Consider the following 19,637-nt stretch of genomic DNA (forward strand, 5'->3'; position numbering starts at 1 on the left):
ATCATCGACGGGCGGCCCGAAAACCGACCGTCAACCTGCTGCTACCCTGCAATGCTTTCGTAACCGTAGTAACCGCCGCGATACCCGCCGCCGATGAACGCGCCCGTCTTCGGCACGTCGGTGAGCAGCACGCCACGCAGATTCACGCCGCCAATGCGCAGGCGCTTGACCGTTTCCTCGAGCTCCGAAATCGGGTGGCGGCCATGGCGGATCGCGAGAAGTGTCGTACCCGCGTAGCGCCCGATGACCGTCGAGTCGGTCACCGCGAGCACCGGCGGCGTGTCGACGATCACGAGGTCATACCGCGCCCCCAGTTCTTCGAGCAGCGACTCGAAGCGTGGGCTCATCAACAGTTCGGACGGATGCGAATGGAGCGAGCCCTTGGCGAGCACGTCGAGCCCGGGCAGCACCTCGTGCTGGATCGCCTGGTCCAGATCGGCGCCGAGCAACACGTCGGAGAGACCCGGCTGGTGCACGATGCCGAAGTGCGAGTGCACGTCGCCACGCCGCATGTCGCCGTCGACGATCAGCACGCGCTTGTTCACTGAGGCGACCAGCGCGGAGAGATTGACCGAGAGGAATGATTTGCCGATGTCGGGCCGTGAGCCCGTAAGCATCACGATGTTGTTGCGCGCGTCGTTGAGCGTGAGCTGCAGCGAAGTCCGCAGGCTGCGCACGCCTTCCACCGCGACGTCTTGGGGATTCTGCTGCGCGAGCACGTGCAGTCCGCGCCGGCGCGACGACACGTGATGCTGCAACCGCAGCTGCTGCGGACTGCGCGGCACCACGGCGAAGACCGGCACGCCAAGCGCGGCTTCGAGCTCGTCCGGACGCTCCACACCGCCGTACAGCGACTTGCGCACGAACGCGACGAGCACGCCCAGCACGAGCCCCGCACCGATCGCGATCGCGATCACGAGCAGCTTCTTCGGACGCACGGGATCATCCGGTGGTTCGGCGAAATCGACCACGCGCACGTCGCCCACCTGGCCCGCGCGCGCCACACGCAGTTGCTGGGCGCTGTTCAGGAGGCTCGTGTAAAGCTCCGTACTCACATGCACGTCGCGCAAGAGCCGCACGGCGGACTGTTCCGTATCCGGCAGTTGCGCCACATTACGCGTGAGTTGCGACTGTGCGGCTTGCAGCGTGCCGATCTGCGCATCGAGCGCCTGAACGGCCGGGTGATGCTCGGTAAAACGCTGCGCGAGTTCCGCGCGTTGCTGCCGCAGGTCTTCGAGACGGATCTTGTTGTCGCTCACCTGCTGGAGCAGCAGCCGGCTTTCTTCGCCGAGATCGACGGTGCCGTGCTCGTTACGGAACTTGTTGTACTTCTGCTCGGCGGCATCGACCTGCGAGCGCAATTGCGGCAGCTGATCGTCGAGGAACGCGAGCATGTGTTCCGCTTCCGCTGAACGGCTCGCGATGTCCTGCTTGATGAACTCGTGCGCCACGTTGTTGAGGATCGCAGCCGTCGTCTTGCTGTTGTGGCCTTCGAGACTCGCGCGGATCACACCGGACTGTAGCCCGACCTCCTGAATCTGCAGCGAATTCTCCAGCCGGTCGACAGTGGTGAGCGTCGAGGCGCGCGTGAGCAGGAAAGGCGTTCCGGGCGGCCCGCTCAAACTGTCGACGTGCAGCGCGATCGGCCCGACCGACGTGTTGGCGCTCACGTCCTCGCCCACGCGGCCCTGCAGGAGCGGAATGCCGTCGGGGTCGCGCAGCGTGAAGGTGCCGGGCTCTTCGCCGGCGACGATCGTGAAGTCGCGCTCATACATCGCCTCGGGCGTATCGAAGCGTGACACCTTGATGTCGCCGCCGCCCCAGGCGTAGCCGGATGGCCGAAGGAACCCGGGCAGGTGCTGCGCCCAGGGCGCACTCATGATGCCCGAGAGCATGCCGCCGATCACGGGCATTTCGCGCGGCCGCGCCGAAATATCGAGGTGCAGTTTGCGCACCGTTTCCTCGGTCACGTTGCGCGACTTCAGCATTTCGATCACGCCGTTCGCGGTCGACTTCTCGTCGAACATGCCCGTGAGCGGCGGCAGGCTGCTTTCCTTCTTGCTGGCGTCGCCCTTGTCGACGAGGTGGAACAGCACGTCGGCCCGATAGGTCGGCGTGGCGAGAAATGCATAGGCTGCGCCGAGCAGCGTGACGGCAAGCGTCACGATCGCGATGGCGCGCCAGTTCGCCACCATCGTTTGCAGGTAATCGCCTAGGTATCGCTCGTCGGCGCCTGCTGCGCCATAGTAAGCGCCGTCATAATTCATCGCCATCTTGCTTCTCCCGAAACCTGGTGTTGCTTGCTGGTGATGCTTGCTCGAATGCGCCGCTGCGCTCAATAAGCGTTGCGGCCAACCAGACCGTGAATGATCGTGGCCGCGATGATGCGCATGTCGAGCCAGAACGACCAATGGCCAAGGTAATAAAGATCGTGTGCTACGCGCATTTCCATCTTTTCGAGGCGATCGGTCTCGCCGCGAAATCCGTTGACCTGCGCCCAGCCGGTAATGCCGGGCTTGATGCGATAGCGGTGGATGTAACCCTTCACCACGCTCTGATAGAGATCGTCGTGCTCGAGCGCATGCGGGCGCGGTCCGACCACCGACATGTCGCCGCGCAACACGTTGTAGAACTGCGGCAATTCATCGAGGCTCGTGCGGCGCAGGAGCGCTCCGAGACGTGTCACGCGCGGGTCGTGGCGCGTCGCCTGACTCACCGTCCCGGGCGCCTCCTTGTGTTCGCGCATCGTACGGAACTTGTAGATCGTGAACACACGGCCATCGGCGCCCTTGCGTCGCTGCCTGAACAGCACCGGCCCCGGCGAGGAACACTTCACCGCAATGGCAATGCCGATGAGAAGCGGCATGAGGCTCACGAGCGCAAGCGCTGCGAACACGCGGTCGAACAACGCCTTCTTGAACTGCGCGCTCGCGGGCAGCGGCGAGGCAACGAGGTTGATCGCCGGCACGCCGAGCAACTCGATCACCGTACTGGTATCGAACAGCGCCAGCGAGCGCACATCCGGAATGAAGCGGATGTTCACGAGGTCGTTGCGAAACTCGCTGACGAGCCGCACCACCGTGCGCTCCTCCGCAAGCGAAAGGGCGAGCCACAATTCGTGCACGTCATGCTCGCGGATGTGCTGCGCGAACGCCTCGATCGTCTCGCACACCTGCGCGTATTTCTCGCTCGCGGGTCGCGCCGATTGCGGCATCGTGTTGTAGAGCGCGCTCGCGCGAAAACCGGAGCCCGGCTCCGCATCGATGCGCCGCACAATCTCGTCGCACTGCGACGCGGAACCTGCAATGGCGACCTGATGAAGGTTCATGCCCGCGCGCCGCATGTGCGCAAGCACACCGTGCGCGAAAACTCGCCACGTAATGAGCAAGCCGCCTGCAAGCGCAGTCCAGTAAGCGAACCACAGACGCGAAACGACATCGACATGGTGCATCGTCGAGTACATCGAGATCAGTGCGCAACCCTGCACCACGAGCCAGGCAAGCGACACCTGACCCGCGAGCAACGCTTTGGAGCGGCCGCGCCACGACTGGTAAAGCTCGAACGCCGGAAAGATCACGAGCGCGAAGGCTGCGGAGAGCAGCACGAAAGCTTCGTTCACGCCACGCGGCACGATATCTTCGAAGCGGATCTCCGAAGCCACGCTCGCGCCGATCATTACGGCAGATACGTCGAGCACTCTCGCCATCAAGTTTTGTAGCTCGCGCATGCTTTCTCCCTTTTTTCTCTCCCTGCAAGCCGTGCCGCCAGCCTCAACCGCAGCGGCCGTACGTATCGTCGAGACGAACGATGTCGTCCTCTCCCAGATACGCTCCCGACTGCACCTCGATGATTTCGAGCGGCACCTTGCCCGGGTTTTCCAGCCGGTGACGCACACCGAGCGGAATATAAGTGGACTCGTTTTCCGTCATAAGAAAGGATTCCTCACCACGAGTGACGAGCGCGGTGCCACGCACGACCGTCCAGTGCTCGGCGCGATGGTGATGCAGTTGCAGCGAGAGCCGTGCGCCCGGCGTGACGACGATGCGCTTGACCTGGAAGCGCTCCCCCGAATCGATCGAATCGTAAAAGCCCCACGGACGTTGCACCTTGCGATGCGACGCCGCCTCGGGCGCGTGTTCCGCCTTGATTCGTGCAACCAGCCCCTTCACGTCCTGCACCTTCGAGCGGTCGGCGACGAGCACCGCATCTGCCGTTTCGACCACCACGAGGTTGGACGTGCCCACGCAAGCCACGAGCCTGCCGTCGGAGTGCGCGTAAGTCGCGACCGCTCCTTCGAATACCACGCGCCCGCGTCCGACGTTGCCGTCTTCGTCCTTTTCCATTGCCGCCCATACGGCGTCCCACGAGCCGAGGTCGGACCAGCCCGCGTCGAGCGCGACCACCACGCCCTCGGGCGTCCAGCCGTTGCTGGCCGACAGCCGCTCCATGACCGCGTAGTCGATCGAGTCCGACGGGGCACGCTTGAAGGCATCGGCGGCCGGTCGGAACGCAGGGCCGTCCTGCTGGCCATCGACGAACGCGGCAAGGCACGCCGCATGCATATCGGGCTGCAGCGCGCGCAGCGAATCGAGCCACACGCTCGCACGCATCACGAAGATGCCGCTGTTCCACCAGTAGCCGCCCTGCGCGATGTACTGCGTGGCGAGTTCCGGCGCGGGCTTTTCGACGAAACCGTCGATACGATGCGCGCCGTCGGCAAGCGCCTCGCCGACGCGGATGTAACCAAACCCCGTTTCAGGCGAACGCGGCGGCACGCCCAGCGTGACGATCGCGCCGCGCTGCGCGTGGCGCGCTGCGCATTCGAGCGCGCGCTGCAGGGCGTCCACGTCGGCGATCGCATGGTCCGACGGCATCACGATGAGAATCGCGTCGTCGCCGTTTGCGCACGCAAGCGCCGCAGCGAGCGTGAGCGCCGGCGCCGTGTCGCGCCGCGCCGGCTCGACGACGAGCCGCGCGTCCATGCCACATGCACGCAACTGATCGACGATCACGAAGCGGTGTTCTTCACCACATACGACGATTGGCGAACTCGAGACCTCCCACTCTGACGAAAAGCCGTCGAGGCGATGCACAGTTGCCTGCAGCAGCGTATCGCTGCCCACCACACCAATTAGCTGCTTAGGGAATTGTTCGCGCGACATCGGCCACAAGCGGGTACCGGAACCGCCCGCCAGTACCACGGGCACGATGCGCGTGCAAGGCGTGGCGTCTTCGCGCGCTGGACGTGGCTCGCTTTGCGCACGGGCCTGACTTTGTCCTTCGTGAATCGATGACCTTTCATTCATCTTCGGACTCCTTCATATCGGGCAGGATCACCTCGGCTCGCGAACAGCGACCCCGTTTGTAACGAAGTGCGACCGTTGTTACCGCGGCGTTACGATACAGCGACGCCGGCCTCGCGGCGGCTTTGCTCGCGGTATTCGGTGGGCGAAATCATCATGCGTTTGCGAAAGATCTTGGCGAGGCGATCGCCATTGCCCATGCCGGTGCGGCGCGCGATCTTGTCGACCGGCAATTCCGAATCGGTGAGCAGGCTGCAGGTAATCGCAAGCCGCGCATGCAGTAAGTAATCAGATGGCGTGATGCCCATCTCGAGCTTGAAGCGGCGCAGAAAGTTACGCTCGCTCATCGCGGCAACCTGCGCAGCGTCCGCTATCGAAATGGCCCGCTGACAGTTTTCCTGCAGCCAGCGCGCAGCTGCACGCACTTTGTCAGCTGGCGCACTACCCAGCGCATCGCCGAGGAATGGCAACAGGTTGCCGCCCGAATCGGGCATGAGCCGCTCAGTCACCGCGCGCGCAACATCCACGCCCAGGTCTCGCTTGACCAGCGTGAGCGCGCTCTTCATCGACTCGAGCCGGTCGCCGGCGTCACCGCCCGCTTCCTCGCGTCCCGTTTGCATCGCATACGAGCCGAACTCGTGCTGCGTGCGCTGGCCGCACAGACTCGCTGCTTCGAGCAGTGAACGGCCTTCACCAATCGGACGAATAGTGCCGGTATTCGCATGCACGCGACGCAACCATGCGACGAGACGTTCGTCGTTGGCGGCCGCGAAGGCACCCTTTCCACCCGCCACGAACAGCGCGTCGAAACCGACGTAGTGGCGCGCATCGAGTCCATCTGTCCAGACCCGTACCGACGACGAGCACGTCACGTTGCCGCCGTCGGCCGAAAGGATGCTTACATCGTAAGGCGAACTACGAGCGGTGTCTGTCGAGAGCTCGTTCGCTACATGAAACACTTCAGCCACGATACCGGCGCCGAGGAGCGAACAACCATCGAACAGCAGAATTGCGATATGACGCACCTCTCGACTGATGCCCGCGGTGACTAGATGCGGGCGACTGAACGACGGCAAATCCAGACTTGCGTACGCCATGCTTTTCCCCTAAACAATCCCCCGTACCAAGCGAAAAGTCCCGGTAATAGCATTTCGATAGCATTCCATGTGCAGTGCATCATAGGCAGAGAAAAATTCCCGCAACGATGACTGACCGAAACTGGCGAGACATTGGCGCATTTAGTCCGGTCGAGGACCGATTAGATGGTTGGGCGCCAAATCAAATGACAAAAAGCAAACTGCGTGAAAGGCAATTGGTTCGATTACATCGAATTGGCCAAAAGTGCCTGATAACCGTTACAGGCAGGTATATTCGCCTTTGTTACTACAAAATCGTTTGACGCCTTCCGATCGATGCGTACGCACGGGATGGAAGCGAAACGGGCAATTAGAGACCGCGCGTCTATTCGTCTGATTAAATGATGTTTAAGAAGCTTTGAGTTCCGATTTCGAGCATGCCAGGCGCATTTTAAACCCGTTAAATCCTGTTTGCGCCGCACAATAAAAAAATTCACAAAAAGCCGCTTTATATGATCGGGCTCCGCGAGCACTGCACAACTCTGTCGCGCCGCTTCCCGGAGAAATTGCGCACAATGCCTGGAGGCTGGCGTCAAATGACTGGCTCGAACAACTAGTCTTACCCTTTCATGCTGTGAGGAACCTGCCAATGACATTGCGACCAGCGCTTGCATCTGCACTTGTGAACCCTCCTCCGGCGCGCGGATCGCGCGCTTTTTCATGGGTGCCGGCCGCCACGCTCGTGCTTAGCGTCCTCGGCGTGCTGCTCCCGGTGCTGAGTTGTCGCGCCGCCGACGCGCCCGTTTGCAGGAGCGCGGCCAGCCGCATCGCAACAGACACAGGCGACGATCCCATCTCCGCCGATACACCCGGAAGCGACGGAACACGCCTCTTTCCCCGCGGCAAGAGCGTGCGTATCGATGTGACCACGCGCGCGACGGGCGACGACAAGGTGCAATGGCAGATCACGGATACCTGGAGCCGCCCGCAAGCAAGCGGCAACTTCACGGTGGCAGCCGGCCCACGCGTCACGTCGCTCACCTGCACGCTGCCGCAGGCGGGCTACTTCGCGTTTTCGGCGTCGCTGGCTTCGCAGCCCTCTACGGGTTTGCCCCGACGTGGCACCCGGCCGGCCGGAATCACCACGTTCGGCCTGCTGCCCGACGTGAGTGCAGCACTTCCCGCACCCACCTTCGCGCGCCAGGACCTGCACCGCTTCGGTGGCCAAGGCTCAGCATATATCGCGCCCGGACAGCACTGCTGCGGCGGTGATGGCCTGCGGCCGCTCTACACCGACCTCGGTTTGGCGTGGGCCAACGACAAGCGGGGCTGGTACGTCATGGAGCCCAAAGGTCCGAATATGTTCGACGCGGCCTCCCCCCAGCTCGATCTACAGTTCAAGCCCGGCGACATCATGCGGTTGATCACGCTCGACGGCTTTCCCGGCTGGGCGAGTCCGAACGGCGAAGAGACCCACAGCTACGTGCCTTCGTCCTTACCCCAGTTGCGCGAATACATGTCGCGCGTAGGCGCGGAGTCCGCGCGCATCCGGGCACGCGTCTTCCCGCGCCAGACGCACGACTACTATCAGGTCACGTGGGAGCCCGACAAGGACGGCGGGCTGCCATGGAAAGATACGGACGCGCATTTCGTCGATCTCTACAAGACCGTCTACGAGGGCATACACGCCACCGACCCGTCGGCGATCGTGATGGGCCCGACCTATGCAGGCGTGCAGGGCAACACCGAGTGGCTCAAGAAGTTCGCACCGCTTGGGATTGCTAAATATCTCGATGGCGTGACGATCCACGGCTACTACGATTTCGGCACTAGCCCTTCGCATCCGCCGGAGCGTCTGTATGGCGCCCCCGAAAAAGGCACGCTTTCGCTACCCGAAGCCATGCGCGAACTGCGCACGACGATGCGCGACCTGCTCAAGCCGGGCGCCCCGCTCGTCGTGACCGAAACGGGTATTAGTTACGACATCGGTACGAATTACGCAGCGAACTATCCCGACGCACAAACGCTCTACGCGCAGGGCGCGGTCGTCGCGCGCTCGCATCTGATCCTGCTGGGCGAAGGCGCGGACACGACGTTCATCTTCTATGGCGCGGACATGCCAGAGACGACACCCGGCTACGGCGTGTTTTTCGAACTCGAGCATCCGAAGGGCATGTACGGCGCCTCGAACATCAGCCCGAAGCCGGCCGCGCTCGCGGTCGCGACCATGACGCGGCTGATCGACGGTACGTATACACTCGGGCCGTTGCGGGGCACGCCCGCAGGCGTTTACGCCTACGCGTTCGCGCGTCCGGGCGGCGGCAAGGTAATCACGGCGCTGTGGAGCCACGACAACGCGCGCTGGAGCGCGAAGACCGGGTACGACGCGACGCGCGCGACGAACTACACGCTTCAGGTGGACGCGCGCGGGCGCTCGGGCAAGGTAAGCGTGTTCGACCTGATGGGGAACCCGACCACCATGACTTACAACGACGGCATGCTCCCGCTGCGCCTGACCGAATCGCCTGTATACGTAGTGTCGGACAACGCCGAGATCGCCAGATCGAATGCCGTCACGCCCGCGGGCTATGTCGCGCCGAAGCCTTGAGGGCGAGGGCCAGGGCTCGCATCTTGGCCCACGATAGCGAGACTTAGGCGGCTCTGGACAGTGCAACGCGTTTTTGAGCCGCCTAGACTGCTCATGAACGCGACGCCTGATTGTCATGCGCCGCGCGCGCAACGGCTGCGCTCGAGACAATCATATCGACACGACCGCCACCCCACGGATCCGCTCGTCCATGCTGTCGCCTACCGAATTCCTCGAGGTTGTGCGGCTCGCACCGCTTGTCGGGATCGACCTCATCGTCGCCGACGCCGACGGCCGCGTGCTTGTGGGTGAACGACGCAATCGTCCGGCGCGCGGCAAATGGTTCGTGCCCGGCGGACGCATCCACAAGGACGAATGGCTCGACGGCGCGTTCACGCGCATCGTCGAAACAGAGCTCGGCATTGCGGGCATGCAGCGCTCGGCTGCGCGCTTCGTCGGCGTCTTCGAGCATCACTATCCGGACAACTTCGCGGCAGAAAACGGCATCGGCACACATTACGTTGTACTTGCGTATGCGTTCATGCTGGATAGCACCGTGCCTGTGGGGCGCTTCGATCAGCACAGCCAGTACGCGTGGCTGTGGCCAGAGGAGCTGCTCATGCGCGAAGACGTGCACAAGAATTCGAAACAATATTTCCGCTGAAAATGCCCCAGTAACAGACACACACGCGTCGTGGATTTCCCCGCAAGGCGTTCGTGAAGCTCGCGCGGGGCGCGCGTGCGCGCCCGTAAGACCCGGGTGCAACGCCGCGCCAGGACCGCTCCGCCTTGCCCACCATACCGAGCCATTCTGCCAAGTTCTCGGCATTTTCAGACTGCGGCGTGCGTCAGCACCCCACGGGCCTATCATGAATCCCGAGAGCGTGATGTGACCGCATGTAACAGCCCCACTCAGCCGGATCAGGGCACGCGGCGCAAAAGCGCAACGTACTCCTGCGAATCCTTTCTGCGCGAGGAACCGGCCATGTACATCGACAGGGTGGTCTGCCGGCAAGCCGCTTTCCAGCCGCGCGGCGCTCACTTGAAGTTCGGACACGTGGCCAAACGCATCGGCATCCTGGTTTTCGAGGGCTTCCCGCTCGGGGATGTGACCTTGCTCGCCGATGTGTTTCGTCTCGCGAACGATGCCTGCGCCGACACGCTTCCTGCTTATTCGATCGTCATGCTTTCCGAGCCTGGCGGCAACGTGGCCAGCGGCTGCGGCCTGCGGATATGGTCCGAGAGCCTGCATGGCCCGCTGCGCAGCGGCTTCGACACACTGTTCATCGCCGGCGGCCCTGGTGCGATGCAAGCGCGCGACAACGCGCGGCTCATCACGCGGCTGCAGATGCTCGCACCGAAAGTGCGCATCATCCGCGCGCTCGGCGAGGGACGCGCCGTACTCGCCGCCGCCGATGTGCCCTTCCTGCGCACGGGCGGCAATACGGCAAGCTCGGCGCAGCGGCTACGCCGGGCGCTGGAAGCGCGCAACGCCGGCGCTTCTGTCGTGACGCCTTCCGAGGCGCTCGTCGCCGCGCTCAAGGTGGTCAAGCGCAATCACGGCGTGGCGCTCGCGCAGCGCGTCTCCGAGGACTCGATGCCGGGCTCGTGGGAGCGGCTCGGCCCCATGCTCGACGATGGCGAAGCGGACAGCGCGAACGGCAAGATCAGTTCGGCTGCGCACTGGCTGCGCGAGAACTACCATCAGCCGATTTCGGTGGCCGATGCGGCGCGCGTCGCGCAGATGAGCATGCGAAACTTCCTGCGCCACTTCAAGACGCAAACGGGACTCACGCCGTCCGAATATTTGCTGCGTACCCGGCTCGATGCCAGTTGCCTCCTGCTCGCGCAAACCAATCTTCCCATCGACGAGATCGCGCAACGCTGCGGCGTGCCGCGCGGCGAGCGTCTTGCGCGGATCTTCCGACGCAGGCTCTCGATTTCGCCATCGGGGTATCGCGCCGTGAACCGGCGGGCTTCGGGTGAGTGATCCCGGTCGCAATTCGATACATGTTTTACCGCTGCATATGCAAAACGCCGCGCTTACGCGCGGCGTCTTTTTCATTCGGCGTACTCAGCGTGTAATTTCGGCACGCCTCGTGTGCAACGTTACAGCATGCCGGAGCCGAAGATCTCCGTGTGGATACGCGAAGCATCGACGCCGCGGGCAATCAGCGCCTCGCGCTGTTCGCGCATGAATGCCACGGGGCCGCACAGGTAGTAATCGGCGTCGGGCAGCAACGCATCCGCTTCGATGCGGCCGATATCGATGCGCCCTTCGAAGTCGTAGTCAACGCCCTGGCGGTCGTTTGTACCGACTTCTTCGTAGAACACGGCACGCTTGACGTTCGGGTACTCGCAGACCGCGTGACGCAGAAAGTCGCGGAATGCGTGCACCTTCGCGTTACGGCATGCGTGCACGAAGGTCACCTTGCGCTCGCTACGCTCGGCGATCAGCGTGGAGAGCATCGACTTCATCGGCGTAATGCCCACACCGCCGCTCATCAGCACGACCGGCGACGTCTTCTTGCGATCGAGCGTGAACTCACCCATCGGCGCGCTCACGTGCACCACCGCGCCTTCTTCCACGCCGTCATGCATGAGGTTCGATACGTGGCCCGGCTGCGCTTCGCCGCGGCCAGCCTCCCGCTTCACCGAGATGCGCAGCCATTTGCCGTGCGGCGCGTCCGAGAGGCTGTACTGACGCGGCTGGTCCACGCCGAGCTTGTCGACGAAGCGCGTGACGCTCACATACTGGCCCGGCTCGAAGCCGCCTGCCGATGCACCGTCGGCCGGCGCGAGATAGAACGAGGTGATCTCATCGCTTTCGACTTGCTTGCGCATCACCTTGAACGGACGGAAGCCGCTCCACGAAGCCCCTTCGTACAGCTTCGCCTCGGTGCCGATCATGATGTTCGCGAGCTGCTCGTAGGCCACGGCCCAGGCGTCGAGTGTGGGCTGGTCCACGGCGTCGCCGAGCACGTCCACGACTGCGCCGAGCAGATGGCGGCCGACGATCGGATAGTGCTCCGGACGGATGTTCAGGCTCGCATGCTTGTGCGCGATGTGCGTGACCGCGCCGCCGAGCGCGCCCAGATTGTCAATGTTCGCCGCGTACGCGTACACGGCGCGGGCGAGCGTTTCGGGCTGGCTGCCGCTTTGCTGATGCGTCTGGTTGAAGATGTTCTTGAGCTCGGGGTGCGCGGCGAACATCCGCTTGTAGAAATGCTTGGTGATCGTGGCGCCGTGCTCGGCGAAAACGGGCGCAGTGGCCTTCACGCGGGCCATCTGGTCGGCGGTGAGCGCAGTCATTTACGGCTTCTCCGTGGTAAAGATGCATACACAATACATCTTTAATGCCACAGCCCGACCCAGGCATTTTGTCGCACCCAGCAATTTCCCGACTGCGGTCGCCCGGGACGCGCGGCGCATGGCCGTGGAGCCCGCTTCGGCGGAGTTTTTGCGGTGCGGGAAACAGTCTTTTTCGGACGATGGCGGTGCGGTTGGACGCTAGACGCCACCTCGGAGCGCACGTCGGCCGGACGGCGCCGCGCGCTCGCGCCCTTTTATGCCTTACTCGCGCTTGCCCGCGCCCCGGTCGTGCCGCCAGAGCACGTCGCTGCCGCCCGCGGCCCGGTTGAGCACGCGCGCGAGCACGAAGAGCAGGTCGGAGAGCCGGTTGACGTAGCGGCGAGGCGTATCGGCGAGCAGCGGACCCGAGTTCGCCGACGCGCCCATTGCGACAACCGCGCGCTCGGCGCGCCGGCACACGGTGCGGCACACGTGCGCGAGCGCCGCCGCCCGCGAGCCGCCGGGGAGGATGAATTCCTTGAGCGGCGGCAGCGTGGCGTTGTAGTGCTCGAGCCAGCCATCGAGCCGCGCGAGGTGTTCGTCGGTCACGAGCGTGTGGCCCGGCATGCACAGCTCCCCGCCGAGATCGAACAGGTCGTGCTGGATTGCGACGAGCGCCCCGCGCACATCATCGGGGAGCGTTTCGCACAGCAACACGCCGATCTGCGAGTTCAGCTCATCGACGTCGCCGATCGCGGCGATGCGCGCGTCGTCCTTGCGTACGCGGCTGCCGTCGCCGAGGCCGGTCGAACCGTCGTCGCCGGTGCGCGTTGCAATCTTGCTCAGGCGATTGCCCATCTCGTGCTCTCCGAAGCTGTAAATTCGCGCAGGTCGCGCATCACGCGCACCCGGCGCCGGGTACGGCGTCCACGCCTGCCGGCCCTATTATAGGTTTCGTGCACTGCAGCATAAGGAGCGCGGCTTTGCGGCGCGGACGTTCAGCGTAAAATGGTCCGAGCCAGAAGTCATACCCATACGAAGGAGACACCCGCGTGAATCACCCCGCGCCGCCGGCCCTCGCACGCCGCCCGTTCCCCGCCGAACTCCTCGATCAGCTGCGCAGCGCGTTCGGCGAACGCGTCTCCACCTCCGAAGCCGTACGCGCCCATCACGGCCGCGACGAATCGCCCTTCGATCCGCAACTGCCCGACGCCGTGGTGTTCGCGCAGAGCACCGAAGATATCCAGACCATCGTCAAGCTGTGCGCCCGTCACGGCGTGCCGATCATTCCCTATGGCAACGGCTCGTCGCTCGAGGGTCACTTGCTGGCCGTGCAGGGCGGCGTGTCGATCGACCTCTCGCAGATGAACCGCGTGCTCTCGATCAACGCCGAAGATCTCACCGTGACCGTCGAGCCCGGGATCTCGCGCAAGCAACTCAACGAAGCGCTGCGCGACACGGGTCTGTTCTTCCCGATCGACCCGGGCGCCGATGCGAGCATCGGCGGCATGACGGCCACGCGCGCCTCGGGCACCAACGCCGTGCGCTACGGCACGATGCGCGAGAACGTGCTCGGCCTGACCGCCGTGCTCGCCGACGGCCGCGTGGTCAAAACCGGCACGCGCGCACGCAAGTCGTCGGCGGGCTACGACCTCACACGCCTTTTCGTCGGCTCGGAAGGCACGCTCGGCGTGATCACCGAAATCACGGTGCGACTCTACCCGCAGCCCGAGGCAGTCTCGGCGGCGGTGTGCGCGTTCCCTTCGATGGCGGAGGCCGTGCGCACGGTGATCGAGACGATCCAGATCGGCGTGCCGATCGCGCGCGTGGAATTCATCGACTCGCTCGCGGTGCGCGCGATCAACAAGCATTCGAACCTCACGCTGCGCGAGAAGCACACGCTCTTCTTCGAATTTCACGGCACCGAGGCGGGCGTCGCGGAACAGGCGCAGCTCGTGCAAGAGCTTGCCGCGCAGCACGGTGGCGAAGGCTTCGAATGGGCCACGCGCCCCGAGGACCGCAGCCGCCTGTGGAACGCGCGCCACAACGCCTACTTCGCGATGTTGCAGCTCAAGCCCGGCTGCCGCGCCGTGACGACCGACGTATGCGTGCCGATCTCGCGCCTCGCCGAATGCGTGATCGAGACGGAAACCGACCTCAAAGCCTCGCCGCTGCCCTGCCCGATCGTCGGCCATGTGGGCGACGGCAATTTCCACGTGGCGATCCTGATCGACCCGAACAAGCCCGAGGAAATCGAGGAGGCCGAACGCCTGAATCACCGCATCGTGCAGCGTGCGATCGCGATGGACGGCACCTGCACGGGCGAACACGGCGTGGGCCTGCACAAGATGGATTTCCTCGTGGAAGAGCACGGCGCGGACACCATCGACACGATGCGCGCGATCAAACACGCACTCGATCCGCACAACCTGATGAATCCGGGCAAGATCTTCAGCTGGGCGGTGTAACCGACAAGCGCTGAGAAGCGCACACATGCGCAACAGACGGGAGGAGACATGAACGCACCCGAGGCGAACTTGCCCGAGCTGAGCCCGGAAGCGCTCGCGCAACGCCAGCGCGAGGTAGTCCAGGCGTTGATGGCCGTGCTGCCGGCGCATTGCCTGCTGCATCGCGAGGAGGACACCGTCGCCTACGAGTGCGACGGCCTCGCCGCCTACCGGCGGCTGCCGCTCGCCGTGGCGCTGCCGGAGACCGAGTCGCAGGTGCAACGCATCGTGCAGATCTGCCGGCGCCTCGACGTGCCGGTCGTGCCGCGCGGCGCGGGCACCGGCCTCTCGGGCGGCGCCATGCCGATCCGGCATGGCATCGTGCTTTCGCTCGCGCGCTTCAAGCGCATTCTCGAAGTCGATTCCTATGCGCGCACGGCCACCGTGCAACCCGGCGTGCGCAATCTGGCCGTTTCCGAAGCGGCGGCGCCCTTCGGCCTTTACTACGCGCCAGACCCTTCGTCGCAGATCGCTTGCACGATAGGCGGCAACGTTTCGGAGAATTCCGGCGGCGTCCATTGCCTGAAGTACGGCCTCACGGTGCACAACGTGCTGCGGGTGCGCGCCGTCACGATGGACGGCGAGATCGTCGAATTCGGCTCGCTCGCGCCCGATGCGCCGGGCCTCGACCTGCTCGCGGTGATGATCGGCAGCGAAGGCATGTTCGCGATCGTGACCGAGGTGACCGTCAAACTGATTCCGCGCCCGCAAACCGCGCAGGTCATCATGGCGAGCTTCGACGACGTCGTGAAAGGCGGCGACGCCGTCGCGGGCATCATCGCCTCCGGCATCATTCCGGCGGGCCTGGAAATGATGGACAAGCCGGCCACGCGCGCGGTGGAGGAGTTCGTGAACGCGGGCTACGACCTCGACGCCGCCGCCATCCTGCTGTGCGAAGCCGACGGCACGCCCGAGGAAGTCGCCGACGAGATCGCGCGCACGACCACGGTGCTGCGCGAGCATGGCGCCACGCGCATCCAGATCTCGCGCACCGAGGAAGAACGCCTGCGCTTCTGGTCGGGCCGCAAGAATGCGTTTCCGGCCGCGGGCCGCATCTCGCCCGACTACTACTGCATGGACGGCACCGTGCCGCGCCGCGCGATCGGGCCGCTGCTCGCGCGCATCCACGAGATGGAAAAGCAGTATGGACTGCGCTGCATCAACGTGTTCCATGCCGGCGACGGCAACATGCACCCGCTCATTCTCTTCAACGGCAACGACCTCGACGAATGGCACCGCGCAGAGGCTTTCGGCTCGGACATTCTCGAGACCTGCGTCGAACTGGGTGGCACCGTGACGGGCGAGCACGGGGTGGGCATCGAGAAGATCAATTCGATGTGCGTGCAATTCTCGCCGCAGGAGCGCGACGCGTTTCATGCGGTGAAACATGCGTTCGACCCGGCCAGGCTGCTCAACCCCGACAAGGGGATCCCCACCCGGGCGCGCTGCGCCGAGTACGGACGCATGCATGTGCGCGGGAATCTGCTGCCACACCCCGAGTTGCCGCGCTTCTGACGGACGCGCAAACACGCACCCGGCACCGCGCAGTCTATGCATATCGCGTGACCCGAATGAGGGTCCGCTCCGGGTTGTCAGGCGGGGTTCGCTCAGTACAATCGAACGAACCATATAACGAACGAGCGCGACCATCACGACATGGAAGAGGACGACATCGTCTCGGACTGGTCCGAACGCATCCGGGCGGCGAGCGCCGATGGCCGGGCGCTGCGCATTCGCGGCGGGGGCACGAAGGACTGGTACGGCCAGTCGCTCGAAGGCGAGATTCTCGACACGCGCGCACACCGCGGCATCATCGCGTACGACCCGGCAGAACTGGTGATCACGGCGCGCGCCGGCACACCGCTTGCGGACATTGAAACGGCGCTTGCGGCCCACAGCCAGATGCTCGCGTTCGAGCCGCCGCACTTTGGCGCGCAGGCCACCCTGGGCGGCTGCATTGCCGCAGGCATTGCCGGGCCGCGGCGGGCGAGCGCGGGCGCACCGCGCGACTTCGTACTGGGCGCGGTGCTCATGAACGGCCACGGCGAGGTGCTGCATTTCGGCGGCCAGGTCGTGAAGAACGTGGCGGGCTACGACGTTTCGCGGCTCATGGCGGGCTCGCTCGGCACGCTCGGGCTGCTGCTGGAGCTTTCGGTGAAGGTGCTGCCGACGCCGCAAGCGGAAACCACGCTCAAGTTCGACATGAACGGCACGGACGCCGTGCGCAAGCTCAACGAATGGGGCGGCCGCCCGCTGCCGATGACGGCGAGCGCCTGGCGCAACGGCACGCTCGCGGTACGCCTCGCGGGCGCGGAAGCCGCGGTGAAGACGGCCCGCGCGAGCCTGGGCGGCGAAGTAGTGGACGCCGTGGAGGCCGAACGCTTCTGGGCGGGCCTGCGCGAGCAGACCGATCCGTTCTTTGCGTCGATTGCGCCCAACGCGGCGCTCTGGCGCCTCGCGCTGCCCTCGATCGCGGAGCCCCTGCAATTGCCCGGCGCGCAACTCATGGAATGGGGCGGCGCGCAGCGCTGGTGGATCACGGAAACCGACGCACAAACCGTGCGTATCAGCGCGAAGCAAGCCGGCGGTCACGCCACGATGTTCCGCACGGGACGCGACTACGATCGCAGCGCGGGCGTCTTCACGCCTTTGCCCGCGCCGCTCATGAGGATCCATCGCGGCCTGAAGGCCGCCTTCGACCCGGCCCGCATCTTCAATCGCGGCCGGCTGTATTCCGACTTCTGACGACACCCACACGCGGCGATGCAGACGAACCTCGCGGACTTCATACGCAACACCCCCGACGGCGACGAAGCCGACGCGATCCTGCGCAAGTGCGTGCATTGCGGCTTCTGCACCGCGACCTGCCCGACCTATCAGTTGCTCGGCGACGAGCTGGACGGCCCGCGCGGGCGCATCTATCTCATGAAGCAGATGGTGGAAGGCGCGCCGGTCACGAAGAGCACGCTCACGCACCTCGACCGCTGCCTCACATGCCGCAGTTGCGAGACCACCTGCCCTTCCGGCGTGCAGTACGGACGCCTCGTGGAAGTAGGCCGCAAGCATGCCGAACAGATGGTGAAGCGGCCGCTGCGCCAGCGCATCATGCGCCGCCTGCTCGCGGGCGTGCTGCCGCGCCGCGCCCTCTTCACGCCGGCGATGCGCCTCGGCCAGCAGGTGCGGCCGCTTCTGCCCAAGCGCCTGCGCGACAAGGTGCCTGTGCGCCAGCGCTCGCTCGCCTGGCCCACGGCGAAGCACGCGCGCAAGATGCTCATGCTGCAAGGCTGCGTGCAGCCCTCGATGATGCCCAACATCAACATCGCGACCGCGCGCGTGCTGGACGCGCTCGGCATCGAAACCATCGTCGCGCCGCAATCGGGCTGCTGCGGCGCGATCCGCCTGCATATGGGCTACGCCGATGACGCGCTCGACGACGTGCGCGCGAACATCGACGCCTGGTGGCCGTACATCGAGCAAGGCGCGGAAGCGATCGTGATGAACGCCTCGGGCTGCGGTGCGACGGTGAAGGAATACGCGCACCTGCTGCGCGACGATCCGGCCTATGTGGAGAAGGCGCGCCGCGTGGTCGAACTCACCCGCGATCTCTCGGAATTGCTGCCCGCATTCGAGGAACAGCTCGTGGCCAACACGAGGCGCCGTAGCATCAAGACGGTAGCGTGGCATCCGCCCTGCACACTGCAGCATGGCCAGCAGTTGCGCGGCGGCGTGGAACGGCTGCTCACCGCGCTCGGGCTCGATGTGCGGTTGCCGGCCGACAGCCATCTTTGCTGCGGCTCCGCGGGCACCTATTCGATCATGCAGCCGCGCCTTTCCTACACGCTGCGCAACCAGAAAGTGGACCGGCTGCAGGCGCTGGAGCCGCAATTGATCGTCTCCGCTAACATAGGCTGCATTACGCACCTGCAAAGCGGCACGGCAATTCCGGTCACGCACTGGATTGAGCTGGTCGAACATATGCTGGTGACGAATTGACTCCATCGGGAACAGAACCAGCGTAACGAGACGCGCGGCGCGCCAACAGTCGGCCATTCGGTATAGCCTTTCCGGCCAGTGTTTCGCGCCGTGCGCAGTCCGTATAATGGCCCTCGTTCTGTTCGTTTTGGATCCAAACAGCGGCGCGCGCCATTTCACGCGCCGGCGTTCAGCCCGATGACCGATCTCTCCCACAATCTCGAAGCTGTCCGCGAGCGCATCGCCGCCGCCGCCCGCAACGCCAGCCGTGACCCGCAAAGCGTCGAGCTGCTCGCGGTTTCGAAAACGTTTCCTGCGCAAGACGTGCGCGCCGCTCACGCTGTCGGCCAGCGCGCGTTCGGCGAAAACTACGTGCAGGAATCCGTGGACAAGATCGAGGCGCTCGCCGACTTGCGCGCGAGCATGGAATGGCATTTCATCGGGCCGCTCCAATCGAACAAGACACGCCCTGTAGCCGAGCGATTCGACTGGGTCCATTCGGTCGATCGTCTGAAGATTGCCGAACGCCTGTCGGCGCAACGTCCCGCCGGCATGGCGCCGCTCAACGTCTGCCTGCAGGTCAACGTGAGCGGCGAAGCCAGCAAGAGCGGCGTCACTCCGCAAGAAGCGCGGCAGGTCGCGCGCCAGATCGCCGCCCTGCCCAACCTGCGCCTGCGCGGGCTCATGTCGATTCCCGAGCCGGAAACCTCACTCGAGGGGCAACGCGCGCCGCACCGCCAGCTACGCGAGCTGTTCGAAGCGCTACGCGCAGATGGCCTCGCGCTCGACACGCTCTCCATGGGCATGTCGGCCGACCTCGAAGCCGCGGTGCTCGAAGGCGCGACGATCGTGCGCGTCGGCACCGCGATTTTCGGCGCGCGCGACTACTCTCACTGATTCA

Annotated in this window: 14 protein-coding genes; 8 read left to right on the forward strand and 6 right to left on the reverse strand. The window is 64.8% G+C overall.

What is annotated here, in order from left to right:
* Window positions 1-41: 41 nt before the first annotated feature.
* The 4 genes from ACOJB8_RS24690 to ACOJB8_RS24705 form a co-directional block, all read right to left on the reverse strand.
* The gene (locus ACOJB8_RS24690; protein WP_069267806.1) at window positions 42-2,273 is read right to left on the reverse strand and encodes a polysaccharide biosynthesis tyrosine autokinase; all 2,232 of its coding nucleotides are present in this window, start codon (window positions 2,271-2,273) and stop codon (window positions 42-44) included.
* A gap of 62 nt (window positions 2,274-2,335) precedes the next feature.
* Window positions 2,336-3,727 (reverse strand): undecaprenyl-phosphate glucose phosphotransferase, encoded by a 1,392-nt coding sequence (locus ACOJB8_RS24695; RefSeq protein ID WP_069267807.1) that lies wholly within the window; start codon window positions 3,725-3,727, stop codon window positions 2,336-2,338.
* A gap of 43 nt (window positions 3,728-3,770) precedes the next feature.
* Window positions 3,771-5,306 (reverse strand): mannose-1-phosphate guanylyltransferase/mannose-6-phosphate isomerase, encoded by a 1,536-nt coding sequence (locus ACOJB8_RS24700; protein ID WP_069267808.1) that lies wholly within the window; start codon window positions 5,304-5,306, stop codon window positions 3,771-3,773.
* Window positions 5,307-5,395: 89 nt separating this feature from the next.
* Window positions 5,396-6,400, reverse strand: coding sequence for a GlxA family transcriptional regulator (locus ACOJB8_RS24705; protein WP_028202002.1), 1,005 nt, complete (start codon window positions 6,398-6,400; stop codon window positions 5,396-5,398).
* Window positions 6,401-7,121: 721 nt separating this feature from the next.
* Between ACOJB8_RS24705 and ACOJB8_RS24710 the strand changes: the two genes are divergently transcribed.
* The 3 genes from ACOJB8_RS24710 to ACOJB8_RS24720 all read left to right on the forward strand — a co-directional run bounded on the left by ACOJB8_RS24710 (window position 7,122) and on the right by ACOJB8_RS24720 (window position 10,956).
* On the forward strand, window positions 7,122-8,987 hold the full coding sequence (locus ACOJB8_RS24710) for a hypothetical protein (protein WP_475014807.1): 1,866 nt from the start codon (window positions 7,122-7,124) through the stop codon (window positions 8,985-8,987).
* 190 nt (window positions 8,988-9,177) lie between these two features.
* Entirely contained in the window at window positions 9,178-9,630 is a 453-nt protein-coding gene (locus ACOJB8_RS24715) for a GDP-mannose mannosyl hydrolase (protein ID WP_069267835.1), read from the forward strand.
* Window positions 9,631-9,951: 321 nt separating this feature from the next.
* The gene (locus tag ACOJB8_RS24720; RefSeq protein WP_342947677.1) at window positions 9,952-10,956 is read left to right on the forward strand and encodes a GlxA family transcriptional regulator; all 1,005 of its coding nucleotides are present in this window, start codon (window positions 9,952-9,954) and stop codon (window positions 10,954-10,956) included.
* A gap of 119 nt (window positions 10,957-11,075) precedes the next feature.
* On the opposite strand, the gene hmpA is transcribed toward ACOJB8_RS24720, so the two are convergent.
* Complete coding sequence (gene hmpA / locus ACOJB8_RS24725; RefSeq protein ID WP_069267812.1) at window positions 11,076-12,278, reverse strand: NO-inducible flavohemoprotein; 1,203 nt, start codon at window positions 12,276-12,278, stop codon at window positions 11,076-11,078.
* 261 nt (window positions 12,279-12,539) lie between these two features.
* Window positions 12,540-13,115, reverse strand: a complete 576-nt coding sequence (locus tag ACOJB8_RS24730; RefSeq protein ID WP_475014809.1) for a cob(I)yrinic acid a,c-diamide adenosyltransferase — start codon at window positions 13,113-13,115, stop codon at window positions 12,540-12,542.
* Between the two features lie 194 nt (window positions 13,116-13,309).
* Between ACOJB8_RS24730 and ACOJB8_RS24735 the strand changes: the two genes are divergently transcribed.
* The 5 genes from ACOJB8_RS24735 to ACOJB8_RS24755 all read left to right on the forward strand — a co-directional run bounded on the left by ACOJB8_RS24735 (window position 13,310) and on the right by ACOJB8_RS24755 (window position 19,633).
* Window positions 13,310-14,725: an FAD-binding oxidoreductase gene (locus ACOJB8_RS24735; protein WP_069267814.1), complete on the forward strand. Its 1,416-nt coding sequence runs from the start codon at window positions 13,310-13,312 to the stop codon at window positions 14,723-14,725.
* Between the two features lie 48 nt (window positions 14,726-14,773).
* The gene (locus ACOJB8_RS24740; protein WP_069267815.1) at window positions 14,774-16,279 is read left to right on the forward strand and encodes an FAD-linked oxidase C-terminal domain-containing protein; all 1,506 of its coding nucleotides are present in this window, start codon (window positions 14,774-14,776) and stop codon (window positions 16,277-16,279) included.
* A 141-nt stretch (window positions 16,280-16,420) separates the two neighbouring features.
* A complete protein-coding gene (glcE, locus tag ACOJB8_RS24745) occupies window positions 16,421-17,509 on the forward strand; it encodes a glycolate oxidase subunit GlcE (protein ID WP_069267816.1) in 1,089 nt (362 codons plus the stop codon).
* Window positions 17,510-17,527: 18 nt separating this feature from the next.
* Window positions 17,528-18,757 carry a glycolate oxidase subunit GlcF gene (gene glcF, locus ACOJB8_RS24750; RefSeq protein WP_069267817.1) on the forward strand — a complete coding sequence of 410 codons (1,230 nt, stop codon included), beginning with the start codon at window positions 17,528-17,530 and terminating at the stop codon, window positions 18,755-18,757.
* 177 nt (window positions 18,758-18,934) lie between these two features.
* Window positions 18,935-19,633: a YggS family pyridoxal phosphate-dependent enzyme gene (locus ACOJB8_RS24755; RefSeq protein ID WP_475014813.1), complete on the forward strand. Its 699-nt coding sequence runs from the start codon at window positions 18,935-18,937 to the stop codon at window positions 19,631-19,633.
* The last annotated feature ends 4 nt before the right edge of the window (window positions 19,634-19,637 follow it).

It is taken from the genome of Paraburkholderia sp. BR10141, assembly GCF_056155635.1.